A 24,163-nucleotide genomic window follows, 5' to 3' on the forward strand; every position below is an offset into this window, starting at 1 on the left:
CCCGTAACGTCGGTTTCGAACCCGTAAAAATACGTAAGGAAAGCGTTCATGGACCAGAAGACACACGACAAGGGCCTGGAAATTCGCAAAGCCGTGCTCGGCGAGGCCTATGTCAACAACGCCCTGAAGAACGCCGACAGTTTCAACAAGCCGTTCCAGGAACTGGTCACCGAATATTGCTGGGGCGCGGTGTGGGGCCGCGAGGAATTGCCGCACAAGACGCGCAGCATGCTCAACCTCGCCATGATCTCGATCCTCAACCGGCCGCACGAATTGAAGGCGCACATCAAGGGCGCACTGACCAACGGCGTCAGCCGCGACGAGATCCGCGAGATCTTCATGCAGGTCGCGATCTATGCCGGCGTGCCCGCCGGCGTCGACAGCTTTCGCATCGCGCGCGAAGTGTTTGCGGAATTGGACAAGGCGTAGAGACCAGTCGACATTTCATCCGTCATTGCGAGCGAAGCGAAGCAATCCATCTCGCCGCACAAAGAAAGAATGGATTGCTTCGCTTCGCTCGCAATGACGGAGCAAGAGGAAACATCACCATGGAAATCGGATTTATCGGGCTCGGGAAGATGGGCTTCCCGATGGCGCGCCGCCTGATTGAGGCCAGGCATCAGCTCACGGTATTCGATACGCGCAAGGAAGCCGTCGACAAACTCACAGCGCTCGGCGCGCAGGCCGCATCGTCACCGAAGGAAATTGCCGATCGCTGCGAGACCGTGCTGGCAAGCCTGCCGTCGCTGCAGGCCTCGCTCGACGTTGCGACCGGCTCGGGCGGTGTGATCGAGGGCAAGCGGGTAAAGCGCTTCGTCGATCTCTCCACCGTCGGCTCGCAGATGGCGGCCAGAATTCACGGCCTGCTGGCGAAGAACAACATCGTGCAGATCGACAGCCCCGTCAGCGGCGGCGTCGGCGGCGCCGAGAAAGGAACGCTGGCGGTGATGGTGTCCGGCCCGCGTGCCGATTTCGAAGTGACAAAGCCCGCGCTCGACGTGATCGGAAAAGTGTTCTTTATCGGCGAAAAGCCCGGCTCGGCGCAGACCATGAAACTCGCCAACAACTTCCTGTCGGCCACCGCCATGGTGGCGACGTCGGAAGCCGTGGTGATGGGCGTCAAGGCGGGGCTCGATCCGGCCGTGATGATCGACGTCATCAACGCCGGTTCCGGCCTCAACACCGCAAGCCGCGACAAGTTTCCCCGTGCCGTGCTGCCGCGCAGCTTCGATTTCGGCTTCGCCACCGGGTTGATGGTGAAGGACGTGCGGCTGGCGCTGGAGGAGATGAAATCGCTGGGGCTGTCGATGGAAGTCGCCGAAGCGGTCGGGCGCCTGTGGGAAGTCGTCATCCGCGACGAGGGCGCGGAGTCGGATTTTACCGCCGCCATCAAGCCGATCGAAAAGGCGGCAGGCGTCGTGGTCGGCGGGGCGAAGGGCGGCCACGCGGCGAAGTAGCGCTGACGCAGTTCCAGGTTGGCAAGTCCGACCGAATGGCGTTGAATGTATTTGCGTGGAAGCCGGCGTTGACCCGATCGATCAGTTGGGACGCGGATGACGTCTCGTTGCGTAAATCCAGTGTGCAGGCAGAAGCGGCTGCGGCCCGCATGTCTTGCCGTTGCAGGTCTGGCCTTGCTGATCGCGGCGGGGAACGGTGCGCCCGCCAGAAGCGGCCAGAGCCAACGCCCGATCGAGTCCATTCAGTCGCGCAGCGCCGGCGAGCCGACCATGGCCATAGTTTCGCTTCGCAGCCAGCGGATCACCGTCTACGACGCCAAGGGGTGGATCCTGCGGGCGCCGGTGTCGAGCGGCACGAAGGGACGCGAGACACCCGCAGGGATCTTCAGCGTCATCCAGAAAGTCGAGGAGCATTACTCGAACCTGTATGACGACGCCTTCATGCCGCACATGCAACGCATCACCTGGTCGGGCATCGCCCTCCATGGCGGCGTGCTGCCGGGGCGTCCGGCGTCCCATGGCTGTATCAGACTGCCGTTCGACTTTGCCGAACAGCTGTTCGGCGCGACCGCGATGGGCATGCGGGTGATCGTGGCGCCAGGCGATGTGGCGCCTGTCGAGTTCGCCCATCCGCTTCTGTTCCAACCGAAGCCCGGTGCGGCCGCCCTGGCCGCCGCCCGGACCACGGAGGCGCAAGAGGCGGCGAGGAAAGCAGCCGAGGCGCGAATAGCCGCCGGGACGGCCTTGCGGGAGGCCACGCAGGCCAGGACGCCGGTTCGCGCGGCGGAAAATCTGAAGCGCAGAGCCGAGGCACAGTTGGCGGCCGCCGAGACTAAACTTGGCTCCGACATCTCCGCGGAGGCAAAGGAGCAGGCTGAGGACGCCAAGGCGCAGGCCGTCGCCAAAATCGCGGAGCTGCAGCTGCAATGGGACGTCGCCAACGTGGATCTGCAACTGAGGCTCGATGCCGTCACCTCTGCGCGTGAAGCCGCCGCCGCGGCGGAGACTGCGCGGGCCGCGGCAGCCGAGGCGGCCCGCCAGATCGCGCGCGAACTCCAGCCGGTATCGGTGTTGATCAGCCGCAAGACCCAGCGGCTTTATGTGCGGCAGGCATTTGAGCCGGTCTTTGAAAGTCCGGTCACGATCGCAGACCCCGATCGTGCGATCGGCACGCATGTCTTCACCGCCATCGGGCGCACGGCCGACGACGCCAGTTTGCGATGGAGCGTCGTCTCATTGCGCAGCGGAGGTGCGCCGAGCGGCTCGGCTGAGCCAGAGGACCGGCCGCGCGGGAATAGCGGTCGCGGCGTTGAGCCGGTGCCGACGGACCCGGACAGTGCAAAGGCCGCGCTCGACCGCATCGTCATTCCGCAGGACGCAGTGAATCGCATCGCCGGCATTGCGCCGCGATCCTCGCTGATCGTTACCGACGAGCCGATGAGTTCTGAAACCGGCAAGGGAACGGAATTCGTGGTGCTGTTGAGCGGCGAGCCGCAAGGCGGCATCAAGCGGCGCCGGCGCAGTCCGGGGAGCGACTTCCGCTACGCATACCCACGCAGCCAGCCTTTCGGGCGCTCGCCTTTCGGAAATCCCTTTTTCAACTGGTGAGCCATGTCTCGGGCGGCAACTCGCTCAATGAAATGAAATGCGTCGAGCGCATCGGGCAACCTAACGAAGCCACCCGAATTTGCTGCGATGCCGGGTCCCTTGTAGCACCGAACGGACGTGCAGAAGCCGTACCGCGATGTTCGCTATCGCGGGGGTGAACGGACATAGCTCGGACGCCACCTGAGGTTTGCTAATGACCCCAAATCGGACGTTGCCAACGCTCTGATCAAGATCGGGCTTCGAGCGCAGTAAAGGCGCGCCGCCACTTCACGTATCAGACTGCCGCCCTTAACTCGGACGGAACGTTAGGGAAACACGTCTCAGATATCTCTAACAATCAGCCGCTCGGTTCTCTTTGCCAGCAGTTGTTCGAACCTCATTTTGGCTGGTTCAACAACTTCGGCTTCCAGCCGTTCAATGAGGCGGTCAATTGAGCGATAACGAATGGGGTCTAGCACCCAATCGCGATGTTTGAGCCAAAGGTCGGCAAACATGGAAAATGGTTCTTCGTCCCCTTCCAGTATCGGGACGAAGGGAACCATGCAATCAGGCACAGTCGCCTGGAGTTCAAGTGGCGTGGAACGCGGCTTCGTGATGTCGGCAATCACAAAACATGAGAGACTTGCCAACAAACGCACTGTTTCGGTGAAGTCTTTCGTTTCCGGCTTGTCGAAGTTAAACACCATCGGTACGAAGCCGAGTTCTCGTAATTTGCCTCGCAACCGTTCGAGCAACTGCAGTCGCCCCTCGCTAAAGCGTCCCAAGAGGAGGACTCCCTTTCGACCGACCGTGTCGATTAAGTCGCGGATCTTCTCGTTGTGAAGCAACAGATAGACAAATTGAGCAACTTCAACGTTGTCAACGGTTATGGTCGGTTCGCCCTCCTCTGTAATTATCAGGTTCTTTTGGATAGCGCCGTCCAGGTTCAGTTTCCATGCTGCCACTCCATAGACGCGACTGTCAGAGAGGTCCGCGTTCGAGAAGTTCGCTTCCGAAAGATTTGCGTTCCGCAGGTCTACGCCATTCAGCTTCGCTCCTTCAAAATTCGCCTTGTACAGATCTGCGCCGCACAGGTCCGCGCCCGTGAGATCTGCACCGGCAAGTGTCGCAAAATCCAGCTCTGCGTCAGACAAGTCTGCATTTTGAAGATTGGCGCCCGTCAAATCTGCGCCCCACAGTGACGCGTCACCAATGTCGGCCTCACACAGATTTGCGCCAGCCAACTTGGCGTCGTCGAGGGATGCGCCGCGCAGGAATGATCCTCGCAGGTTTGCCGATATCAAGTTCGCATGATCAAAGGAAGCGCGGCCAAAAGATCCATATGACAGGTCTGATCGTTCAAGGCTCGCGTAGGAAAGCCCAGCGCCGTCAAGGTACGCTCCGACAAGTTTTGCGGCATTTAAGTTCGCCTTAAATAAATTTGCCCTTGGGCAAAATGCTGTCGATAAGTCCACTCCCTCCAGCTCTAAATTCGCTAGGTCCGCCTTGTTGAAGTCCCCAATGCGGGGGGGGGGACGCTAGCGCTCGATCAATTTGCACTGCGGTAAGATCGGACGGATCAAAGAATCCCTTCAGGATTACGGACGGCCCATGCGGCTCCGCATTTCGCCGATACCGAGCTTCTTCTTGACTTCTCCAATCATTCCAGACGGATGCTCCCTGTCGTAAGAGCGCCACGTGCTCATCATTTGCCATGTGCCCCCCTTGAGAGCGCTCGCATGTCGACAAACAGCGCGCGAAGACGCGCTCGCCATTTGCCATGATACATCGCGCAAGCGGGACCTAAAGAAAAATTGCCGCGTTTGTGACAAGAAGGACGTGTCGCCGAGCGCTTGGTGCGCGCTTTACTTCATGCGCAGCGCAACGGCGGGCGAGGAGGGAAGCTGATGACGTGGTTACCGATTGAAGTCGCCGAAGCGGTCGGACGCCTGTGGGAAATCATCATCTGCGACGAGGGTGCGGAGTCGGATTTCACCGTTGCAATCAAGCCGATCCAGAAGTGGCGGGCGTCGTGGTAGGCGGCGCGAAGGGCGGCGTCACGGGGAAGCGAGGTTTATTGGGTAGGACGGGTGAAGCGAAGCGATACCCATCACGGCCAGCCTTTCGGGCGCTCGCCTTTCGGAAATCCCTTTTTCAACTGGTGAGCCACGTGGGATGGCCAAAAATGCAATTCATCTTCGATCCGATTTGGGTGCAGTCGCGCGGCAACTACCCTCGCCGAAATCGGCGAGCAGAAGCGCAGCCATGATCGCCGCCTCTACAGCGACTCTCGCACTATTCAGCCTGGCAATCTTCGCAGCCCACGCCGTGGGGCGGTTACCGAACGCGCTAGTTAATTAACCCCGCTTCCGCGTGCGGCTTCCAAAGAGGTCGGAGCCCCAGAATGAAATGAGGACCAGCGCGCAAGTCGCGAGGCCCAACAATGCCAGAATTGTTTCGAGCATCATCGAATCAACTCCCTTCTGTTGGGATTCTGCCATACGAACGCGCCGCAGTTGAGCGCGTTTATTCCGCGTGCCCGGCACCGCCGTGCGGCACATTGGAAGGATGGCCCCCGCTTCGGGCTAGGCATCAACCGTCGGGGCCGTCCCTTGTCCCATGCCGGGCATGCCCATCCACATGGTGCCCAGCATGGGCCGGAATAAAAATCTGATTCGAATCAATGTCTGTATGGAACCCGACGGTTTGGCATGGTTCCAGGCGCGATGGGACTCCAAGCAATCCAGGGGAAGTCCGGCAATCGCACCCGATCCTGCGGCACACTAATTCGCATTCTTCGCCATCGACCGGAAATAGTGCTCGGCATGCTGGAAATAATTCTCCGCTGCGATCCGGTCTCCCTTCAGAGCTTCAGCGCGGGCCAAGGCCAGGTAGCGTTCATAGTTTTTCTCGGCACTCTGAGCGTTCTTCGCGTGAGGGTGGGGGAACCCGGAAGATTCATTTCTCCGGGCAGGCCGGGATCCTCGGCGCGCTACGCCGGCCATAGCTTTCGTATTTGGACGTGGCTGTACCGTTACCGGCTTAACTTCCGAAATGTGCTTCATGTTGGTTTTCATGTTGTATGCCGCTCCGGCAGAGCCGTGCGACGTTCATTGGAGGAATTGTCGTGCTGCAATCCGGTCGATGGGCCACTGAGGGCGGCGCTCAAAAGCGCGAGGGTACGGTGTTCCTGGCGCCCGATTAGCACAGTGAGGGCCCGCCGAACAAATCCATATCGACTGCGTTTTAGATAAGAGCGCAGAAACCGATTTCAAGTTGCTGGCTGAACAGAAGAAGTTTTAGCGAAACGTCCATCCTCGTCGTGCGCGCCCATAACGCGGCAGCAGCCAGAACGTAGGAGGAAAGATCCATGATAAGAAAACCCATAACGACGATGGCCGAGGAGCCAATACCCAGGAACATCATGCGCGCCGATGTCACGATCACCGAGGGTTTCGGCATGGAGGTCGACGGTCAGATGAAGGCGGTGTTCGACACAAAGGAAGCCGCCGAAAAGAAAGCGCGGGAACTCAAGACCAAATTCCCGATGCTTCAGGTCAAAGTCTATGACGCAGCGCAAAGAACAACTGCGGTGATAGCGGCCAATACAGCCGAAACCGTCTGACGGACGCTTCAGTATTGCGTAGGATGAGGTGGAGCGAAGGGCTGTATGATAGGAAGTGGTCTGGTCTGTCGTCGTCCCTGCGAACGCATGCGTTCGCAGGGACGACACCGCTGTTGTGGCGCCATCAGCGGGCTCACAACCACGGCGCCAGCCGGTCCATCGCGATCAGCTCTTCGACCTCGATGCGCGGGCGCACCACGGCGTATTGGTCGTCCTTGACGAGGACTTCGGGCACCAGCGCGCGCGTATTGTAGAAGCCGGACTGCACCGCGCCGTAGGCGCCGGCGGTCATGATCGCGATGAGATCGCCGGCCTTGGGTTCGGGAAGGTTGCGGTCGAGGGCGAGGTAGTCGCCGGTCTCGCAGACCGGGCCGACGACGTCGGCCGTGATGGTTCGCACGCCCTTGACGGGCTCGCGAACGGGGAGAATGTCGTGGTGGGCTTCGTACAGCGTGGGGCGGATCAAATCGTTCATCGCGGCGTCGATGATGACGAAGTTCTTGGCCTCGCCGGGCTTCACATAGATGACGCGGGAAACGAGGATGCCGGCGTTGCCGACGATCATCCGCCCGGGCTCGAACATCAGCGTGCAGCCGAGATTATGCGTCACCCGCTTGACCATCGCAGCATAGGCCGACGGCAATGGCGGCGCTTCGCGGTCGGCGTGATAGGGGATGCCGAGCCCGCCGCCGAAATCGATATGCTCGATCTTGTGGCCGTCGGCGCGCAGCGTCTGCACGAAATCGGAAAGAATCCGGAACGCGGTCTCCATCTTGGACAGATCGGTGATCTGGCTACCGATATGCATGTCGGTGCCGGTCACCTCGATGCCCGGCAGCTTCGCCGCGAGGGCATAGACCTCGCGCGCCCGCAGAATCGGGATGCCGAACTTGTTCTCGGACTTGCCGGTGGCGATCTTGGCATGCGTCCCGGCATCGACGTCCGGATTGGCCCGCAACGAAATCCGCGCGGTCTTGCCAGTCTCGACCGCCAACTTCGACAGCAATTCCAGTTCGGGCTCGGATTCGACGTTGATGCAGAGAATGTCCGCGGCGAGCGCCGCACGCAGTTCGGGTTCGGTCTTGCCGACGCCTGAGAAAAGAATCTTGCTCGGCGGAATCCCCGCGGCCAGCGCGCGCTTGAGTTCGCCGCCCGACACGACGTCGGCCCCGGCGCCGAGTTTCGCCAGCGTGCGCAGCACCGACTGGTTGGAATTCGCCTTCATGGCGTAGCAGACCAGCGTCTTCTCGCCGGCAAAGGCCTCGGTGAAGACGCGGTAATGGCGCTCCAGCGTAGCCGTCGAATAGCAATAGAACGGCGTGCCGACCGCGTCCGCAAGTTCGGACAGGTTGACGGCCTCGGCGTGGAGCACGCCGTTGCGATAGTCAAAATGGTTCATAGCGCGCTCACAGCGTTTTCGAGCGAAGTGGATACCGGTTCGCGTCAAGAAAACGCGTCAAAACAAGACTCTAGTCCAGCAGCGGATCGAGAACGAATTTCTTCTTGCCGCCCTTGGGGGCGCTGGGGCCTGCCTCGGATCCGTAGGTCGAATTGAACACGCCGGGCTGCGCCGCGCGCTCGGCCTCGGTATCCGACGTGGCCTGGGCCGCTGGCGCCGCCGCGGTCGGCGGCAGGTCGAGGCCACTTTTGCGTCCGCAGCCCCCGAGCGCGAGCGCGGTGACGCTCAGCAGGATGATGGCCCATCCCGACGATGACGGGCGGTAGTTACTGATCACGACGAAATCCCCAATGCGCGCCGCACCATACAAAGATTGCCTTGGTCTGGCGAGTGCCGATCGGCCACGGAAACCCAAGAAAAACCTAAGCAATTGCAGCGAAATTTTTTCCTCAGCCCAATTTTCGCTCTTTTTCCAGCCGTTTCAGCCAGGCTTTGGCCTGCGACAGCACGTTCTTCGGCGCAGTGCCGCCATAACTGGTCCGGCTCTTGACGGAGGCCTCCACCGAAAGCACGCGCAGGGCATCCGCCGTGATTTTCGGCTCGACCTCCTGCATCGCCTGCAGCGGCAATTCGTGCAGCGCCACGCCCTGCTTCGAGGCGAGGCCGACGATGCGCCCGGTGACATGGTGGGCCTCGCGGAACGGCATTTTCAGCGTCCGCACCAGCCAGTCGGCCAGGTCGGTGGCGGTGGCATAGCCCTCGCCGGCGGCGGCCTTCATCCGTGCCTCGTCCGGCACCAGATCGATGACCATGCCGGTCATGGCCCGAATCGCGAGCGAGAGCGCGGAAAACGCCTCCATGGCACCCTGCTTGTCCTCCTGCATGTCCTTTTGATAGGCGAGCGGCAGCCCCTTCATCACGATCAGGAGACCGTTGAGCGCGCCGATCACCCGGCCGGTCTTGGCGCGCACCAGTTCGGCCGCGTCCGGATTACGCTTCTGCGGCATGATCGAGGAGCCGGTGGTGAACTTGTCGGAGAGCCGCACCAGGCCGACCAGCGGCGAGGTCCAGATCACGATCTCCTCGGCAAAACGCGACATATGCACGGCCGCGATCGACGCCGCCGACAGGGTCTCCAGCACGAAGTCGCGATCCGATACGGCGTCCAGCGAATTGGCCATCGGGCGGTCGAAGCCGAGCGCCTTGGCTGTGGCGGTGCGATCGATCGGAAACGAGGTTCCGGCCAACGCCGCGGCCCCGAGCGGCGATTCGTTCAGCCGCTTGCGCGCATCGGCAAAGCGGCCGCGGTCGCGCGCGGCCATCTCGACATAGGCCAGCAGATGATGCCCGAACGTGACGGGCTGGGCGGTCTGCAGATGGGTGAAGCCCGGCATCACGGTCGCGGCATGTTCCAGCGCGCGGCTGGCCAGCGCATGCTGGAAGGCGGCCAGCGCCGCATCGGTTACGTCGATCGTGTCGCGGACATAGAGCCGGAAATCGGTCGCCACCTGGTCGTTGCGGGAGCGTGCGGTGTGCAGCCGTCCCGCTGCCGGCCCGATCAATTCGGAAAGCCGGCTCTCGACGTTCATATGGATGTCTTCGAGCGCGCGCTTGAAGTCGAACGAGCCCTTGCCGATTTCTGACAAAATCGTGTCTAGACCCTTGCCGATATTTTTCGCATCAACAGCGGTGATAATGCCTTGCGCGGCCAGCATTGCGGCGTGGGCCTTGGACGCGGCGATGTCCTGGGCATAGAGGTGACGGTCGACGTCGATCGAGACGTTGATTTCCTCCATGATCGCATCGGGACGCTCGGTGAACCGGCCGCCCCACATCTTGTTGCTCATGACTTCCCTGGCCTTACTTCTTAAGCCTTGCCATCTAAATCGTCGAACCGGCTGCGAAACGCGGTGCCGGTTTCGGCCGTAACTCGACCGTAATCTTGCGCCCTGCATAGCCGTATCTGATACAGGATGACAAACGATATGCCCGAAATGTCCCCGCCCCGCCCGGCCACGAAACGCCGGATCCCGCTCGCCATCGGTGCAGTGGCGGCTGTGGGCGTGATCGGATTGGGCGCGTTTTACGAGTTCGGCGGCTTCAAGCGCGGCAGGGGCGGCGATCCCTCCTGTACGGGCGCCGTCGAACTGGCCCGCAAGATCGCGCCGCTGGCGCATGGCGAGGTAGCCGCGCTGACCATGGCGACGACCCCGCTGCGGCTCCCCGACCTCGCCTTTGAGGACGCCGAGGGCAAGCCCCGAAAGCTCTCGGAATGGCGCGGCAAGACCGTGCTGGTGAACCTGTGGGCCACCTGGTGCGTGCCTTGCCGTAAAGAGATGCCGGCGCTCGACAGCCTGCAGGCCAAGCTCGGGGGCAAGGATTTTGAGGTGGTCGCCGTCAATATCGACACCCGCGATCCCGAGAAGCCGAAAAACTTCCTCAAAGAGGCCAATCTGACCAGGCTTGGCTATTTCGCGGACTCAAAAGCCAAGGTTTTTCAGGACCTTAAGGGCATAGGCAAGGCGCTGGGCATGCCGACCTCGATACTGGTCGACGGCCAGGGCTGCGAAATCGGCAACCTGGCCGGCCCCGCCGAATGGGCCAGCGACGATGCAATCAAGCTGATCAAGGCCGCGATGGAGCCAGTGAAGGCGGGGCTTTAGCAGCCCGGCGATAGAATCCTAGGCTGGGCAAAGCGACTTGTCCGCCGTAGCTCGAAGAGCGAAGGCGGAAGCGTGGCCACCTAATGTCGCGAACTGGAGAGATGGCGGCACGGCGCAAGCGCGCCTTTTGCCCACCCTGCAAGACGGTAATTTCAGGCCGCAATATTGAGGTTGCCGCCAACGCCGGGGGCGAGATTGGCGGTACCCAGCAGCGTCTGGACCGCGGCTTTCTCCGCGTCCGCATTCTGTTTGATGATCGAGGTCTGGATCTGCTGCTGCGTGCCCGCCGCCTTCATCGCCATTATGCTCGAAACCAAAGCCATCATATCCATTACGCAGCACTCCTCAAACCTGAGGGCACCCTACCCCGGCACCGGTTAACGAATTCTGGAGATTGTGCTGTGAGCGCGGTGGAACCTGTCCGAGCAGCGTGAAAAAAAGTGGGGTGGGCAAAGCGACTTGTCCGCCGTAGCTCGAAGAGCGAAGGCGGAAGCGTGCTCACCGATCCTTTCACAACCGGCGATGGCGCCTGTGCAGAGCACGCCGACGTTTGAATTTGCAGAGGCATGGTGGGCACGCGGAGCCTGTCATCGGGCGCGCATTCGCGCGACCCGGTGGCTTTGCCCACCCTACAGCATCGAGAGTGGAGCCCTAGCGCGTCGGGACCGGCTTGTCGCCGCGGTAGTCGTAGAAGCCGCGCTGGGTCTTGCGGCCGAGCCAGCCGGCCTCGACATATTTCACCAGCAGCGGGCACGGCCGGTATTTCGAATCCGCCAGCCCCTCATGCAGCACCTGCATGATCGAAAGACAGGTGTCGAGACCGATGAAATCGGCGAGTTCCAACGGCCCCATCGGGTGATGCGCGCCGAGCTTCATGGCGGCGTCGATCGCCTCGACGTTTCCGACACCCTCATAGAGCGTGTAGATCGCCTCGTTGATCATCGGCAGCAGGATGCGGTTAACGATGAAGGCCGGAAAATCCTCCGATACCGCGATCTGCTTGCCGACCTTGCCGACAAATTCCTTTGCCGTTTCGAAGGTGGAATCGTCGGTGGCGATGCCGCGGATCAACTCAACGAGTTCCATCGCCGGCACCGGATTCATAAAATGAATGCCGATGAAGCGCTCGGGACGATCGGTCGAGGCGGCGAGCCGCGTGATCGAGATCGACGAGGAGTTGGTGGCGACGATCGCTTCCGGCTTCAGCGCGGCACAGAGCTCGTGAAAGATCTTGCGCTTGACCTCTTCCTTTTCGACTGCGGTCTCGATCACGAGGTCGCAGTCCGCCAAACCATCCAGCGTCTCGGTGGTGGTAATGCGGCCGAGCGCCTTTTTGCGCGCGTCCTCGGTAATGGTCTGCTTGGCAACCTGGCGCGACAGATGGCCGTTAATGGTCGCCATCGCCGATTTCAGCCGTTCGTCGGAGACGTCGTTGAGCACCACGTCGAAGCCGGCGAGCGCCGCCACATGCGCAATCCCGTTGCCCATCTGGCCCGAGCCGATCACGCCGACCTTCTTGATTGTCACCGCCATCTTTTCATCCACCGGAACGGCGCGCACATCGCGCCTGTTCATCTCTGAACCTCAGATACGATATAATCAGTATCGAGGTTTCAGTCCCCATCATTGGCACGTTTTCTTCACGCGAAGCTTAATCCACTTCGCTCGCAACCGCTTAAGGTAAATATCTTCCGGACGTTGCGCGTCCGGCTGGAGCGGAATGAACGCTGCCTCGAATCGTCATTCCGCTCTATCTTTTTGTTTGAACATGATCTTTTCGGAAAAGCCGGCTTCCCCTTTTCCGGATCACGCTCCGTCCGTCGTTACTTTCCGAGCTTACCGAGCGCTTCGGTCAGTTCAGGAACCGCCTGATAGAGGTCCGCCACCAGGCCGTAATCGGCAACCTGGAAGATCGGCGCGTCTTCATCCTTGTTGATCGCAACGATCACCTTGGAATCCTTCATGCCGGCGAGATGCTGGATCGCGCCGGAGATACCGATCGCGACATATAGTTCCGGGGCGACCACCTTGCCGGTCTGGCCGACCTGCCAGTCGTTGGGTGCATAGCCGGCATCGACCGCGGCGCGCGAGGCGCCGACGCCGGCGCCGAGCTTGTCGGCGAGCGGCTCGATATATTTGGCAAAATTCTCGCGGCTCTGCATGGCGCGGCCACCGGAGACGATGATCTTCGCGGAAGTCAGTTCCGGACGGTCGCTCTTCGCAACCTCCTCGCCGACGAAGCTGGATAGGCCCGGATCGGCCGCAGCAGTGGCGTTCTCCACCGTCGCGCTGCCGCCGTCACCGGCCGCGGCGAAAGTCGAGGTCCGCACCGTGATAACCTTCTTGGCGTCCTTCGATTTCACCGTCTGGATCGCGTTGCCGGCATAGATCGGCCGCTCGAACGTGTCAGGCGAAACCACCTTGATGATCTCCGACACCTGCATCACGTCGAGCAGCGCCGCGACGCGCGGCATCACGTTCTTGAAGCGCGAGGTGGCGGGCGCGACGAAGGCGTCATAGCCTGAAGCCAGCGACACGATCAGCGCGGCCAGCGGCTCGGCGAGGTCGTGGGCATAGGCAGCGTTATCGGCGAGCAGCACCTTCTTGACACCGGCAAGCTTGGCCGCGGCATCGGCCGCCGCCTTGGCGTTCTCGCCGGCGACCAGCACGTGGACGTCGGCACCGAGGGCGGCTGCTGCCGTCAGCGCCTTGTTGGTCGCGTCCTTGATCGACGCGTTGTCGTGTTCAGCGATCAGTAGCGTCGTCATCAGAGAACCCCGGCTTCGGTCTTGAGTTTCGTTACCAGCTCAGCAACGTCCTTGACCTTGACGCCACCCTTGCGGCCCGGAGGTTCCGCGGTCTTGAGCACTTCGAGATGCGGCGTGAGATCGACGCCGTAATCTGCCGCGCTCTTGTCGTCGATCGGCTTCTTCTTCGCCTTCATGATGTTGGGCAGCGACGCGTAGCGCGGCTCGTTCAGCCGCAAATCGGTGGTGACGATCGCCGGTCCCTTCAACTGCACGGTCTGCAGGCCGCCGTCGACCTCGCGCGTGACCTTGAAATCGCTTCCTTCGACTTCGAGCTTGGAGGCAAAGGTCGCCTGCGACCAGCCGAGCAGGGCAGCCAGCATCTGGCCGGTCTGGTTCGAATCGTCGTCGATCGCCTGCTTTCCGAGAATGACGAGGCCGGGCTTCTCCGCGTCAGCCACGGCTTTCAGAATCTTGGCGACCGCCAAGGGCTCCACATTGCCTTCGGCCTTGACGAGAATCCCGCGGTCGGCGCCCATGGCGAGACCGGTCCGGATCGTCTCCGAGGCCTGCGCCGGGCCGATCGACACCACCACCACTTCGGTCGCCTTGCCGGCCTCCTTCAGCCGCAGCGCTTCCTCGACAGCGATTTCGTCGAACGGATTCATCGACATCTTCACGTTGGCCAGTTCCACGCCCGTTCCGTCGCTCTTGACGCGGACCTTGACGTTGAAATCGACCACCCGCTTTACCGGCACAAGAACCTTCATCGATCCTCTTTCGCTTGAATTCTGGGGTTTTATTGGCTTGGGCGCGGAACCTAATGGCCCCGCTATCGGCGGTCAACGCGCGAAAGCCAAAAATCAGCCCTTGGATAGAGGCTATCTTACCGGTTTTGGCCGGGCACCCACAACACGTCTCCGGCCCCATTATCGTTCATGTGACGGCTGGCGACGAACAGGAAATCCGACAGGCGGTTCATATACTGGATGGCAGCCTCGCTGACCGGCTCCTTAGGGTTCGCGGCGAGTTCCACCATGATCCGTTCCGCCCGGCGGCATATGGTGCGGGCGAGATGCAGGTATGCCGCGGCGGGGGTGCCGCCAGGCAGGACGAACGAGGTCAGGGGCGCGAGATGCTCGTTCAGGCTATCGATGTCGCGCTCGAGCCGTTCGACCTGGCTTGAGAGCATCCGCAACCGCTCAGCCTTGCCGTCGCGCTGGGGCACCGCGAGATCGGCCCCGAGATCGAACAGGTCGTTCTGGATCCGGCCCAGCATCGCGTCGACTTCGCGGGAATCGCCGAGGTGCAGCCGTACCACGCCGATGGCGGCGTTGGTCTCGTCCACGGTGCCATAGGCTGCGATGCGCAGATCGTATTTCGGCCGGCGTTCGCCGCTGCCGAGCGCCGTGGTGCCGTCATCGCCGGTCCTGGTGTAGATGCGGTTGAGTACGACCATTGGCGCTTCCCTTTTCCTGCCCTATTTGGCCATCGCCCAGACCACGACCATGGTGATGACGATGGCGATGAACTGCAGCAACACCCGAAGCCGCATCAGGTTCTGCGAGCGGCTCGGCGAGCCGCCGCGCATCATGTTGATGAGGCCGAGCAGCAGCACGATAGCCACGGCCGCAACCGCGATCGGGAGGACGATCGAACTCAGAAAGGATGCCATCGGCGCTACATAACACCGGCAAGCGCCGACTGCCACACGTTCACAACCCCTCGCACAACCGATCGACGATCTGGCTTTTAAGCCAATAATATCAGATGCTAGCACAAATTTACGACCGGACCTTCGTAGCCAGATCGGGGTAAGATGTGAGGTTCATTCGCTTCGTCTACCTCGTCGTGATGGAGGCGTTTTATACGTTCCTTGCCGATGACGGCTGGGCGATCGCGAGCCATATCGCGCTATCGACGTTGATGGCGCTGTTTCCGTTCCTGATCGTGCTGACGTCGCTGGCCGGCTTTTTCGGGTCCAAGGAGCTGGCCGACGGCGCGGTGGGGCTGCTGCTGCAGACCTGGCCGCAACAGGTCGCGGACGCGCTGTCAGGCGAAATCCACGACGTGCTGACCACGACGCGCGGCGACATCCTGACCGTCGGCGCGGTGCTGGCGGTCTATTTCGCCTCCAACGGCGTCGAGGCGCTGCGGGTCGCGCTGAACCGCGCCTATTCGGTGGTCGAGCCGCGGGCGTGGTACTGGCTGCGGCTGGAATCGATCGGCTACACGCTGGTCGCCGCCGTCACGTCGCTCTTGATGGCGTTCCTGATCGTGCTCGGTCCGCTGATCCTGGAAACGGCACGCCGCCACATTCCGTTCTTCGTCGAATCCAACGAAAGCCTGCTCAATTTCGCCCGCTACGGCATCACGATCACGGCGATGACGGCGGCGTTGTTCGTCCTGCATGCCTGGCTGCCCTGCGGCCGCCGAAGCTTTCTGCAGATCCTGCCAGGCATCGTCTTTACAATGGTGGCGTCACTGATTTCGGGCATCGTTTTCGGCCAGTATCTGGCGCGCTTCGCCAGCAACTACGTGACCATGTATGCAGGGCTTGCTTCGGTCATCATCGCGCTGGTGTTTTTGTATTTCATTTCCGCGATTTTCGTCTTCGGCGGCGAACTGAATGCGGCGATCATGAAGTCGCAATTGCCGAAGGGGATGTCGCTTCATGCAGCGCAGTCGCCAGGGCGCGCGGAGACACAGGCTTGACCAGAAAGATATCGGCGCCGGCGGCGCGCGATGCCGCCTCGTCCTCGCTGCGGCCGGATATGCCGATGATCGGAATGCGCCCGAGCGGCGGCTGAAGCGCGCGAATGCGCGTGATCGCTTCGATGCCGTTGATCCCCGGCAGGACCATGTCCATCAGCACCGCATCGAATGCGCCGTGCGCAAGCCGCTCGGGCGCCGCCTCGCCCTGGCCGATGAACTCGGTCTGGTGACCAAGCTCGGTCAGGATCGCGTTGAGCACGACGCGGCCGAACGGATTGTCCTCGACGCTGAGCAGGCGCAACGGCCGCGGCGAACCGATCGACGCCTCGCCATCGGCGCCCGACGCCGCCGTCACCGCGTCCTTTGCCGGTGACATCACGACATTGAAGGTAAAGGTGGTGCCGCCGCCACGGCGTTGCGTCACGGCGACATCGCCGCCCATGGCGCGCGCCAGTTGCTTGACCGACGACAATCCGAGACCGGCGCCGCCGAAGCGCGATGCAATGGAGACATTGGCCTGCGAAAACGGCCGGAACAGGCGTTTGACCTCGCTCAGCGTCATGCCGATCCCGCTGTCGGAGACCTCGAATTGGACGGCGACCTTGCCTTTCGGGCTGCGCAGGGGCGTAACCTCGAGGGCGACGCTGCCCTGGTCGGTGAATTTCACGGCATTGTCGATCAGGTTCTCCACCGCGGCGCGCAGGCGCACGGGATCGCCGATCGCAAATGCCGGCAGCTTTTCGGAAATGACGACCGACGACTGCAGGCCCTTGGCCGCCGCGCGGCCGGTCAGCGAATCACCGGCATTGCGGGCGAGCGTGCGCAGGTCGAAGAAGTCCTGCCGCACCTCGAGCCCGGGACCGCCGCTGCGCGCCGCATCGACGAACAGGGTCGCAAGGCTCGCCAGATGTTCCGCGCCCGCCTTGATGGTGTCGACCCAGCGCCGCTCGCGCCCGTCGAGTTCGGACGTCGCCAGGAGATTGCTGATTGCCAGAATGCCGGTGAGCGGCGTGCGGACCTCATGCGCGAAGGCCGCCAGCGCGGTCTCGACCATGCCAGCGCCGGTGGCGGCGGATTTGCGGGCACCGCGCATTTTTGCCGCGGCGCTGGATGCGCGCTTCTTCGCTGGCCGCTTCTTTACTGGCCGTGTGATGCGTTGTGAGCGCCGCTTTGCCGCCATGGTCCCCCTTCCTCTGCCGCGACCAGCATGACACGCGATAGCAGCCGATGTCACGGAGACGTTTTCAACAACCCCCAGTAGTATTACGGAAGTCGCCGGACAAACCGACGAGGCTGCAAATATCCGCAGGCGCGGCACCTTGCCCACGCAATTCGCGCAAGGCCGTGGCTTGCGTCGATTTCGAAAGCTTGTGTCCCGACGCATCTTCGATGAGCCGGTGATGCCGATAGACCGGTTGCGGGATACCGAGCAGTTGCTGCAACAGCAGATGCACGCTCGTCGACCAGAACAGGTCCCTGCCCCGCACCACATCGGTAACGCCCTGCAAGGCGTCGTCGATCACGACGGACAGATGATAGCTCGTTGGCGTCTCCTTGCGCGCGAGAATGACGTCGCCCCAGGCTTCGGGCTGTGCGTGCACTGCGCCGGTCTCGCCGCCGGGGCCTTCGCCATGTTCGATCCAGGTGAGCTGATTCGTGCGCGCGCGAGCCGCCGCCATGTCGAGCCGAAGCGCGTAAGGCGTGCCTTGCGCGATCAACTGTCGGCGTTGGTCCGGCGGCAGCGATTTCGCAGCCCCCGGATAGAGCGGCGCCCCGTCCGGATCGCGCGGCCAGGGCGCGCTAGCGTCGCGTTGTGCAACCAGTCGGGCGATTTCCGCGCGGCTCTCGAAGCTCGGATAGATCAGGCCCAAGTCTGCCAATCTTTCGACTGCCTCCCGATAGCGCGCAAAATGCTCCGATTGCCGCCGCACCGGCGTTTCCCAGGATATCCCGAGCCATGCGAGGTCTTCGTAGATCGCCGCCTCGAATTCCGGCCGGCACCTCGTCGCGTCGATGTCCTCGATCCGCAGCAGGAACCTTCCCCCCGTGCGGCGCGCGAGGTCGAAATTGAGCAGCGCCGAATAGGCGTGACCGAGATGGAGGTAGCCGTTCGGGCTGGGTGCAAATCGGAAAACGGGTGGCATGATCCTCCAAACACCCGTCATTGCCGGGCTCGATCAGCAATCCATCGTGCAAGTGCCTTTTACGATATAAGATGGATGCGCGGGTCAAGCTCGCGCATGATGATCCAGTGAGTCGATAACATTCCGTAAATGACCATCCACCTCAGCAGCCAGTCCGATCTCGAAGACGCCGTCCACGCGCTGGTCAAGCAGGACGTGCGGCTGAGGCCGATTTTCGAGCTGACGGGCATGCCGGCGCTGCGGCAGCGCGAGCCGGGCTTTGCCGGCCTCGCCGCGATCGTGTGCGGCCAGCAATTATCCACAGCCAGCGCCGGCGCGATCTGGGCGCGGCTGGCGGCCGCGTTCGATCCGTTCGACCATGATTCCATCCGCAAAGCGCGCGCCGAACGCCTCGGACGGCTTGGCCTTTCGGCCGCCAAGATCAAGACGCTGAAAAACATCGCGCGCGAACTGGCGGCCGAACGGCTGAACCTCGATGTGCTGGCGGAAGAGGATGCCGACGCCGCCCACCACACGCTGACGGCGCTGCACGGCATCGGCCCGTGGACCGCCGACGTCTACCTGCTGTTCTGCCTCGGCCATGGCGATGCCTGGCCGGCCGGCGATATCGCCATACAGGAAGCGATCAAGATCGGACTTGGCCTGCAGGCGCGCCCGAACGCCAAGCAGATGGCGCCACTGGCGGAGCCATGGCGCCCGCTGCGCGGGGCGGCGGCGCATCTGTGGTGGAGCTATTATCGCGTGCTGAAGAAGCGCGAGGGCGTGCTGGCCGACAAGCTCATCCCCGCAACCTCACCCGATCCTCTCGCGCGGAAGCCGTGACGAAATCGATTACGGCGCGCACGGCTGGAAGTTCGACGAGATCGGGATGCGCCAGCAGCCAGAGGTCGGCCACGCTGGCGAGCTTCTGTGGCGCGACGCGGACGAGATCCGGATAGGCGGTCGCGACAAAGCAGGACAGCGTTGAAATCCCCAGGCCCGCGCGCGCCGCGGCGAGCATGTCGCCTTGCGACGAACATCGCATCACCATCGAGCCCTGCCGTGTGATTGCGTCGCTCCATCGCGCCAGCCGCTCGTTCGACAAGCGGTCGGCAAAGCCGATCACGCTGTGTCCCTTCCATTCGTCGCGCCGTTCGGGGAGCCGCCGCCGCGCGGCGTACTCCCGCGAGGCGTAGAAGCCGGTGCCGAGCCGCCCGATCTTGCGGCCGATCAAATTCTCTTCGCCGCTGTCCACCGGGCGCAGCACGACATCGGCCTCGCGGCGGCGCACGCTGGCCGGATAGGGATGGGTGATGATCTCAAGCTGGATATGGTCATGTGCGCGCAGGAACGGACCGAGCTTCGGCATCAACCAGTGCGAGGCGAGCGTAGAACCGATCGACAGCTTGACCACGCCGCGCGCCTGCGCGCCCGTCGCAGACACCGCAGCCTCCGCACGCAGCGCCGCCGCCGCCATCGCCTCGACGTGCTCGCGAAACTTGCGACCCTGCGCGGTCAGCGAAAGACCTTCATTGGAGCGCGCGAACAGGGGAATGCCGAGCTGGCCTTCCAGTTCGGCAATCTTGCGGCCAACCGTCGGATGGCTTGAGCGCAACCGGCGCGCGGCGGCGGCGAAGCTGCGGGTCTCGGCCACCGCGACGAAGGTCTTGCACAGCTCCCAGTCCATTGGCTCCCCTCGCGACGCCGCAGCCGCACTGTTCATTCCTGATTGATCACCTGTTCAATATTGAACGACTGCAGCGTGCCGTCCAGCCCTATAATGCCGTCAACAAGCGCAGGTCAGCGGCTCCGCCCGGCCTGAAGCTCTCAAATCAACATCAATGGATGCGCTCCGGACGTAACCGGCCCTGCGCGATCAAGGAGGAACTGAATGCCGCTGCCCGCTTCGCTTGCCAATTCGCTCGAACTGCCGGTGGTCGGCTCGCCGCTGTTCATCGTGTCCGGACCGGAACTCGTGATCGCCCAGTGCAAGGCTGGCATCGTCGGCTCATTCCCCGCCCTGAACGCCCGCCCCGTCGAAAAACTCGGCGAATGGCTGAGCCGAATCGAGAACGAGCTCGGCGAGTACAAGGCGCTGCATCCGGAGAAGAAGGTCGCGCCTTACGCGGTCAACCAGATCTGCCACGCCTCGAACGACCGGCTGATGAAGGACATGGAGACCTGCGTAAAGCACAAGGTTCCGATCATCATCACCTCGCTGCGGCCGCCGATCGAAATCGTCCAGGCCGCGCATTCCTATGGCGGCGTGGTTTTCCATGACGTGATCAACGTCAAGCATGCGCGAAAAGCCGCCGAGCATGGCGTCGACGGTCTCATTCTGGTCTGCGCCGGCGCCGGCGGCCATGCCGGCACGCTGTCGCCGTTCGCGCTGCTGCGCGAGGTGAAGCAGTGGTTCAAGGGCACCGTCCTGTTGTCGGGCGCAATCTCCGACGGCTGGGGTATTGCGTCCGCGCTCGCGCTCGGCGCCGACATGGCCTACATGGGCACGCGCTTCATCGCGACCGCGGAAGCCAACGCCGATCCGGCCTACAAGGCGGCGCTGGTCGAGCACGCGGCGCACGACATCGTCTACTCCAACCTGTTCACCGGCGTGCACGGCAATTATCTCGGGCCCTCGATCGTGGCCGCGGGGCTCGATCCCGACAATCTGCCGCTCAGCGACAAGTCGAAGATGAATTTCGGTTCCGGCGGCAACACCAAGGCCAAGGCGTGGCGCGACATCTGGGGCTCCGGCCAGGGCATCGGCCAGATCGCGGATGCGCCGCCGGTCGCCGAACTGGTGGAGCGGCTGAAGGCTGAATTCACTGATGCTAGTGGCGACTTCCTCAAGCGAGCGCGTGCGTAAGACACGCCGGCACAACGAATAGCCAATCAAACAAAACAGAGGGACGGAAACAATGAGAGTGTCGCGACCTTTATTGACGATAGCATTCGCGCTGTTGGCAAATGCTGCCGCTCTCGCCGAGGGCGACAAGGACGAAATCCGCATCGGCCAGACGCTGCCCTACAGCGGTCCGGCGTCCGGCTTCGGCATTATCGGCCGGGCGCAGGAGGCCTATTTCGAGAAGATCAACACTGAGGGCGGCATCAACGGGCGCAAGATCAAGTTCATCAGCCTCGACGACGCCTACTCCCCGCCCAAGACGGTCGAGCAGACCCGAAAACTCGTCGAACAGGAGGAAGTGCTGCTGATGTTCGGCTCGCTCGGGACCGCCACCAACAACGCGGTGCATCGCTACCTTAACAGCAAGAAGGTGCCGCAGCTCTTCGTGCTGAGCGGCGCGACCAAATGGGCCGACCCGAAGAATTTCCGCTGGACCATGCCGGGAATGGCCGCCTACCAGTCCGAAGGCGTCGTCTATGCCAAGCATATCCTGCGAACCAAGCCTGACGCCAGGATCGCCATTCTTTCCCAGAATGACGATTTCGGCCGCGATTACGTCGCCGGCTTCAAGCGCGGCCTGGGAGACAAGGCCGCGACCATGATCGTGTCGGAGGCAACCTACGAGACATCAGCGCCGACGATCAGCTCGCAGCTTGCGACGCTGAAGGCCTCCGGCGCCAACGTGATGTTCGGCGTCGTGCTCGGCAAATTCACCTCGCAGATGATCAAGAGCGTCGCCGAGATCAACTGGAAGCCGGACCAGTTCTTCGTGCCGACCTCGGCATCATCGATCTCGTTCCTGGAACCGGCTGGCCTCGACAACGCCGTCGGCCTGATCTCGTCCAGCAACGTAAAGGACACGCTGGACGCGCAGTGGGCCAATGATCCAGGTGTGAAGGAGTATTTCGCCTTCATGAAGCAGTATCTGCCGAATGCGGATTTGACCAATTCGAACTACGCTGCCGGCTATCATTATGCCAACCTGATGGTGAAAGTTCTGCTGGCCTGCAAGGACGATCTCAGCCGCGAGAACATCATGAAGCAGGCGGCGTCGCTGCGCGAGGTGCCGCTGCCGCTGTTGTTGCCGGGCATCACGGTATCGACCGGCGCCGACGACTATCTGCCGTTCCAGCAATTGAGGCTGCGTCGCTTCGACGGCAAAAGCTGGATCGGCTTCGACGAAATTCTGGATGATGGCTAGGCCGACGGTTCCGGCCGGCCGGGAGGAAATATGACATCGATCATCAGTGGTGAACGCCAAATCAGCTATCCGGAGATCCACGCCCGCATCGCGCGGGCGGCGGCGGGCTTCAGGGCGCTCGGCGTCAGTGGCGGCACGCCGGTCGGCATGATGCTGCGTAATGACTTCGCGTTCTTCGAAGTCTCGGTCGGGGCGGCGACGCTGGGCAGCCCGGTGGTGCCGATCAACTGGCATCTGAAGGCCGAGGAAGTCGCCTACATCCTGGCCGACAGCGGCGCGAAAATCCTGGTTTGTCATGCCGACCTGCTGCCGCAGATCAGGGACGGCCTGCCCGGTGATGTGCGGCTGCTCGTGGTCACGACGCCGCCGGAAATCGCGGCGGCGTTCAACGTCGCGCCTGCGCTGACGCAAGTCCCCGACGGTATGACGGATTGGGACCGCTGGCGCGACACACATGTGTCGCTGCAGGAGGCTCCGGTCGGCAGCGCACCGATGTTCTACACATCGGGCACCACCGGCTTGCCAAAGGGCGTGCGCCGCAAGCCGATGACGCCGGAACAGGCCGCGGCCTCGGCGCGAGTCGGCGGCATCGCCTATGGCGTGAAGCCGAACGAAGATCAGGTCATTCTGATGAACGGGCCGATGTATCATTCGGCGCCGAACTCCTACGGCATGCTGGCGTTCCGCAGCGGCTGCAAAATCGTGCTCGAACCGCGCTTCGATCCCGAAGACATGCTGCAGCTGATCGAGCGTCATCGCGTCACCCACATGCACATGGTGCCGACGATGTTCGTCCGCCTGCTGCGGCTGCCGGATGACGTCAAGCGGCGTTACGATCTGTCGTCGCTGCGCTTCATCGTTCACGGCGCAGCGCCCTGCCCGCCGCAGGTCAAGCGCGCCATGATCGAATGGTGGGGTCCGGTCATCAACGAATATTTCGGCTCGACCGAAACCGGCATTCCGGTTTGGCACTCGGCCGAGGAGGCACTTGCAAAACCCGGCACCGTCGGCCGCACGATCGAGGGCGGCATCGTCAAGATCTTCCGCCCGAACGGTGAATTGTGTGCCGTCAATGAGCCCGGCGAGATCTTCATGCGGCAAATGTCCGTTCCGGATTTCGACTACCACGGCAAGGCCGAGGCGCGCACTGAGGCTGGCCGCGACGGCCTCGTCAGCGTCGGCGATGTCGGCTACCTCGACGAGGACGGCTACCTGTTCCTGTGCGACCGCAAGCGCGACATGGTGATCTCGGGCGGGGTCAACATCTATCCGGCGGAAATCGAGAACGCGCTGATCGGCATGGACGGCGTGCGCGACTGCGCAGTGTTCGGCGTGCCCGACGACGAATTCGGCGAGCGGCTGTTCGCGTGCATCGAGCCGGAGGCGAATGCCGCATTGTCGCCCGCCGCCGTGCAGGAGTTCTTGCGCGGACGCCTTGCGAACTTCAAGGTGCCGAAGGACATCCAGTTCATGGATGCGATGCCGCGCGAAGCCACCGGCAAGATTTTCAAGCGCAAGCTGCGCGATCTGTATACCGAGGGCAGGCTGCGCGCGTTGGCGTGAACTCTCGCCCCGCGGCATGCCTGCGACAAACGCAAAGCGTTTGCGCAAGGGAGCGAAGCGACGAAGCAATCCATCTATCCCCGTGCAGAGAGATGGATTGCTTCGCTTCGCTCGCAATGACGGGGGAGCCATCCGGCCCCCAAATCGAACACCGTTTTAAACATCATTGCTGTTGCAA

At 62.4% G+C, this 24,163-nt stretch carries 24 protein-coding genes and 1 pseudogene; 11 read left to right on the plus strand and 14 right to left on the minus strand.

Features of this window, described 5'->3' with window-relative positions; translation table 11 throughout:
* The first annotated feature begins 48 nt into the window (after positions 1–48).
* The 3 genes from V1294_RS36935 to V1294_RS36945 all read left to right on the plus strand — a co-directional run bounded on the left by V1294_RS36935 (position 49) and on the right by V1294_RS36945 (position 3,065).
* A complete protein-coding gene (locus V1294_RS36935) occupies positions 49–429 on the plus strand; it encodes a carboxymuconolactone decarboxylase family protein (protein WP_108512105.1) in 381 nt (126 codons plus the stop codon).
* Between the two features lie 119 nt (positions 430–548).
* A complete protein-coding gene (locus V1294_RS36940; RefSeq protein WP_334485843.1) occupies positions 549–1,457 on the plus strand; it encodes an NAD(P)-dependent oxidoreductase in 909 nt (302 codons plus the stop codon).
* Between the two features lie 96 nt (positions 1,458–1,553).
* Positions 1,554–3,065 carry a L,D-transpeptidase family protein gene (locus V1294_RS36945; protein ID WP_334504199.1) on the plus strand — a complete coding sequence of 504 codons (1,512 nt, stop codon included), beginning with the start codon at positions 1,554–1,556 and terminating at the stop codon, positions 3,063–3,065.
* Between the two features lie 320 nt (positions 3,066–3,385).
* Here V1294_RS36945 and V1294_RS36950 read toward each other — a convergent pair whose 3' ends face one another.
* Positions 3,386–4,519 (minus strand): pentapeptide repeat-containing protein, encoded by a 1,134-nt coding sequence (locus tag V1294_RS36950; RefSeq protein WP_334504201.1) that lies wholly within the window; start codon positions 4,517–4,519, stop codon positions 3,386–3,388.
* Positions 4,520–4,960: 441 nt separating this feature from the next.
* Here V1294_RS36950 and V1294_RS36955 point away from each other — a divergent pair.
* Positions 4,961–5,100, plus strand: a pseudogene (locus V1294_RS36955) (NAD(P)-dependent oxidoreductase); the annotation flags it as partial.
* 727 nt (positions 5,101–5,827) lie between these two features.
* Here the strand turns inward: V1294_RS36955 and V1294_RS36960 are convergent.
* Positions 5,828–6,121, minus strand: coding sequence for a DUF4167 domain-containing protein (locus tag V1294_RS36960; RefSeq protein ID WP_334485847.1), 294 nt, complete (start codon positions 6,119–6,121; stop codon positions 5,828–5,830).
* 293 nt (positions 6,122–6,414) lie between these two features.
* On the opposite strand from V1294_RS36960, the gene V1294_RS36965 reads away from it, so the two are divergent.
* Positions 6,415–6,669, plus strand: coding sequence for a hypothetical protein (locus V1294_RS36965; RefSeq protein ID WP_334485849.1), 255 nt, complete (start codon positions 6,415–6,417; stop codon positions 6,667–6,669).
* Between the two features lie 133 nt (positions 6,670–6,802).
* On the opposite strand, the gene lysA is transcribed toward V1294_RS36965, so the two are convergent.
* The 3 genes from lysA to argH all read right to left on the minus strand — a co-directional run bounded on the left by lysA (position 6,803) and on the right by argH (position 9,915).
* Positions 6,803–8,068 (minus strand): diaminopimelate decarboxylase, encoded by a 1,266-nt coding sequence (gene lysA / locus V1294_RS36970; RefSeq protein ID WP_334504202.1) that lies wholly within the window; start codon positions 8,066–8,068, stop codon positions 6,803–6,805.
* Between the two features lie 70 nt (positions 8,069–8,138).
* Positions 8,139–8,405 carry an LPS translocon maturation chaperone LptM gene (gene lptM, locus V1294_RS36975; protein ID WP_334485853.1) on the minus strand — a complete coding sequence of 89 codons (267 nt, stop codon included), beginning with the start codon at positions 8,403–8,405 and terminating at the stop codon, positions 8,139–8,141.
* 112 nt (positions 8,406–8,517) lie between these two features.
* Entirely contained in the window at positions 8,518–9,915 is a 1,398-nt protein-coding gene (gene argH / locus V1294_RS36980) for an argininosuccinate lyase (protein ID WP_334485855.1), read from the minus strand.
* A gap of 147 nt (positions 9,916–10,062) precedes the next feature.
* Here argH and tlpA point away from each other — a divergent pair, with 147 nt between their 5' ends.
* A complete protein-coding gene (tlpA, locus tag V1294_RS36985; protein ID WP_334504204.1) occupies positions 10,063–10,731 on the plus strand; it encodes a thiol:disulfide interchange protein TlpA in 669 nt (222 codons plus the stop codon).
* Positions 10,732–10,883: 152 nt separating this feature from the next.
* Here tlpA and V1294_RS36990 read toward each other — a convergent pair whose 3' ends face one another.
* The 6 genes from V1294_RS36990 to V1294_RS37015 form a co-directional block, all read right to left on the minus strand.
* The gene (locus V1294_RS36990; protein WP_334504206.1) at positions 10,884–11,063 is read right to left on the minus strand and encodes a putative motility protein; all 180 of its coding nucleotides are present in this window, start codon (positions 11,061–11,063) and stop codon (positions 10,884–10,886) included.
* Positions 11,064–11,382: 319 nt separating this feature from the next.
* Positions 11,383–12,264: a 3-hydroxybutyryl-CoA dehydrogenase gene (locus V1294_RS36995; protein WP_334490001.1), complete on the minus strand. Its 882-nt coding sequence runs from the start codon at positions 12,262–12,264 to the stop codon at positions 11,383–11,385.
* Positions 12,265–12,554: 290 nt separating this feature from the next.
* Entirely contained in the window at positions 12,555–13,499 is a 945-nt protein-coding gene (locus V1294_RS37000) for an electron transfer flavoprotein subunit alpha/FixB family protein (RefSeq protein WP_334485861.1), read from the minus strand.
* On the minus strand, positions 13,499–14,248 hold the full coding sequence (locus tag V1294_RS37005) for an electron transfer flavoprotein subunit beta/FixA family protein (protein ID WP_334485863.1): 750 nt from the start codon (positions 14,246–14,248) through the stop codon (positions 13,499–13,501). The genes V1294_RS37000 and V1294_RS37005 overlap by 1 nt, the downstream gene beginning before the upstream one ends.
* A 116-nt stretch (positions 14,249–14,364) precedes the next feature.
* On the minus strand, positions 14,365–14,937 hold the full coding sequence (locus V1294_RS37010) for a cob(I)yrinic acid a,c-diamide adenosyltransferase (RefSeq protein ID WP_334485865.1): 573 nt from the start codon (positions 14,935–14,937) through the stop codon (positions 14,365–14,367).
* 21 nt (positions 14,938–14,958) lie between these two features.
* Positions 14,959–15,153: a twin transmembrane helix small protein gene (locus tag V1294_RS37015; RefSeq protein ID WP_108512116.1), complete on the minus strand. Its 195-nt coding sequence runs from the start codon at positions 15,151–15,153 to the stop codon at positions 14,959–14,961.
* Between the two features lie 179 nt (positions 15,154–15,332).
* Here V1294_RS37015 and V1294_RS37020 point away from each other — a divergent pair, with 179 nt between their 5' ends.
* Positions 15,333–16,193 (plus strand): YihY/virulence factor BrkB family protein, encoded by an 861-nt coding sequence (locus V1294_RS37020; RefSeq protein WP_417021290.1) that lies wholly within the window; start codon positions 15,333–15,335, stop codon positions 16,191–16,193.
* Here the strand turns inward: V1294_RS37020 and V1294_RS37025 are convergent.
* Together V1294_RS37025 and gluQRS are read right to left on the minus strand one after the other, a co-directional pair.
* Positions 16,117–17,373 (minus strand): ATP-binding protein, encoded by a 1,257-nt coding sequence (locus tag V1294_RS37025; RefSeq protein ID WP_334504208.1) that lies wholly within the window; start codon positions 17,371–17,373, stop codon positions 16,117–16,119. The genes V1294_RS37020 and V1294_RS37025 overlap by 77 nt on opposite strands.
* Positions 17,374–17,437: 64 nt before the next feature.
* Entirely contained in the window at positions 17,438–18,337 is a 900-nt protein-coding gene (gluQRS, locus tag V1294_RS37030; protein ID WP_334504210.1) for a tRNA glutamyl-Q(34) synthetase GluQRS, read from the minus strand.
* Positions 18,338–18,466: 129 nt separating this feature from the next.
* Here gluQRS and V1294_RS37035 point away from each other — a divergent pair, with 129 nt between their 5' ends.
* A complete protein-coding gene (locus V1294_RS37035; RefSeq protein WP_334504212.1) occupies positions 18,467–19,159 on the plus strand; it encodes a DNA-3-methyladenine glycosylase family protein in 693 nt (230 codons plus the stop codon).
* On the opposite strand, the gene V1294_RS37040 is transcribed toward V1294_RS37035, so the two are convergent.
* The gene (locus V1294_RS37040) at positions 19,116–20,003 is read right to left on the minus strand and encodes a LysR family transcriptional regulator (protein ID WP_334504214.1); all 888 of its coding nucleotides are present in this window, start codon (positions 20,001–20,003) and stop codon (positions 19,116–19,118) included. The two genes, V1294_RS37035 and V1294_RS37040, sit on opposite strands and share 44 nt — an antisense overlap.
* A gap of 204 nt (positions 20,004–20,207) precedes the next feature.
* On the opposite strand from V1294_RS37040, the gene V1294_RS37045 reads away from it, so the two are divergent.
* From V1294_RS37045 to V1294_RS37055, 3 genes are read left to right on the plus strand one after another with little or no spacing between them, the layout of a single operon-like run.
* Complete coding sequence (locus tag V1294_RS37045; RefSeq protein WP_334504216.1) at positions 20,208–21,182, plus strand: NAD(P)H-dependent flavin oxidoreductase; 975 nt, start codon at positions 20,208–20,210, stop codon at positions 21,180–21,182.
* A 52-nt stretch (positions 21,183–21,234) separates the two neighbouring features.
* Complete coding sequence (locus tag V1294_RS37050; protein WP_334504218.1) at positions 21,235–22,422, plus strand: ABC transporter substrate-binding protein; 1,188 nt, start codon at positions 21,235–21,237, stop codon at positions 22,420–22,422.
* A 30-nt stretch (positions 22,423–22,452) separates the two neighbouring features.
* Positions 22,453–23,985: an acyl-CoA synthetase gene (locus tag V1294_RS37055; RefSeq protein WP_334504220.1), complete on the plus strand. Its 1,533-nt coding sequence runs from the start codon at positions 22,453–22,455 to the stop codon at positions 23,983–23,985.
* The last annotated feature ends 178 nt before the right edge of the window (positions 23,986–24,163 follow it).

Origin of the sequence: Bradyrhizobium sp. AZCC 1678 (assembly GCF_036924765.1) — a bacterium.
Classification (GTDB): Bacteria; Pseudomonadota; Alphaproteobacteria; order Rhizobiales; family Xanthobacteraceae; genus Bradyrhizobium; species Bradyrhizobium algeriense.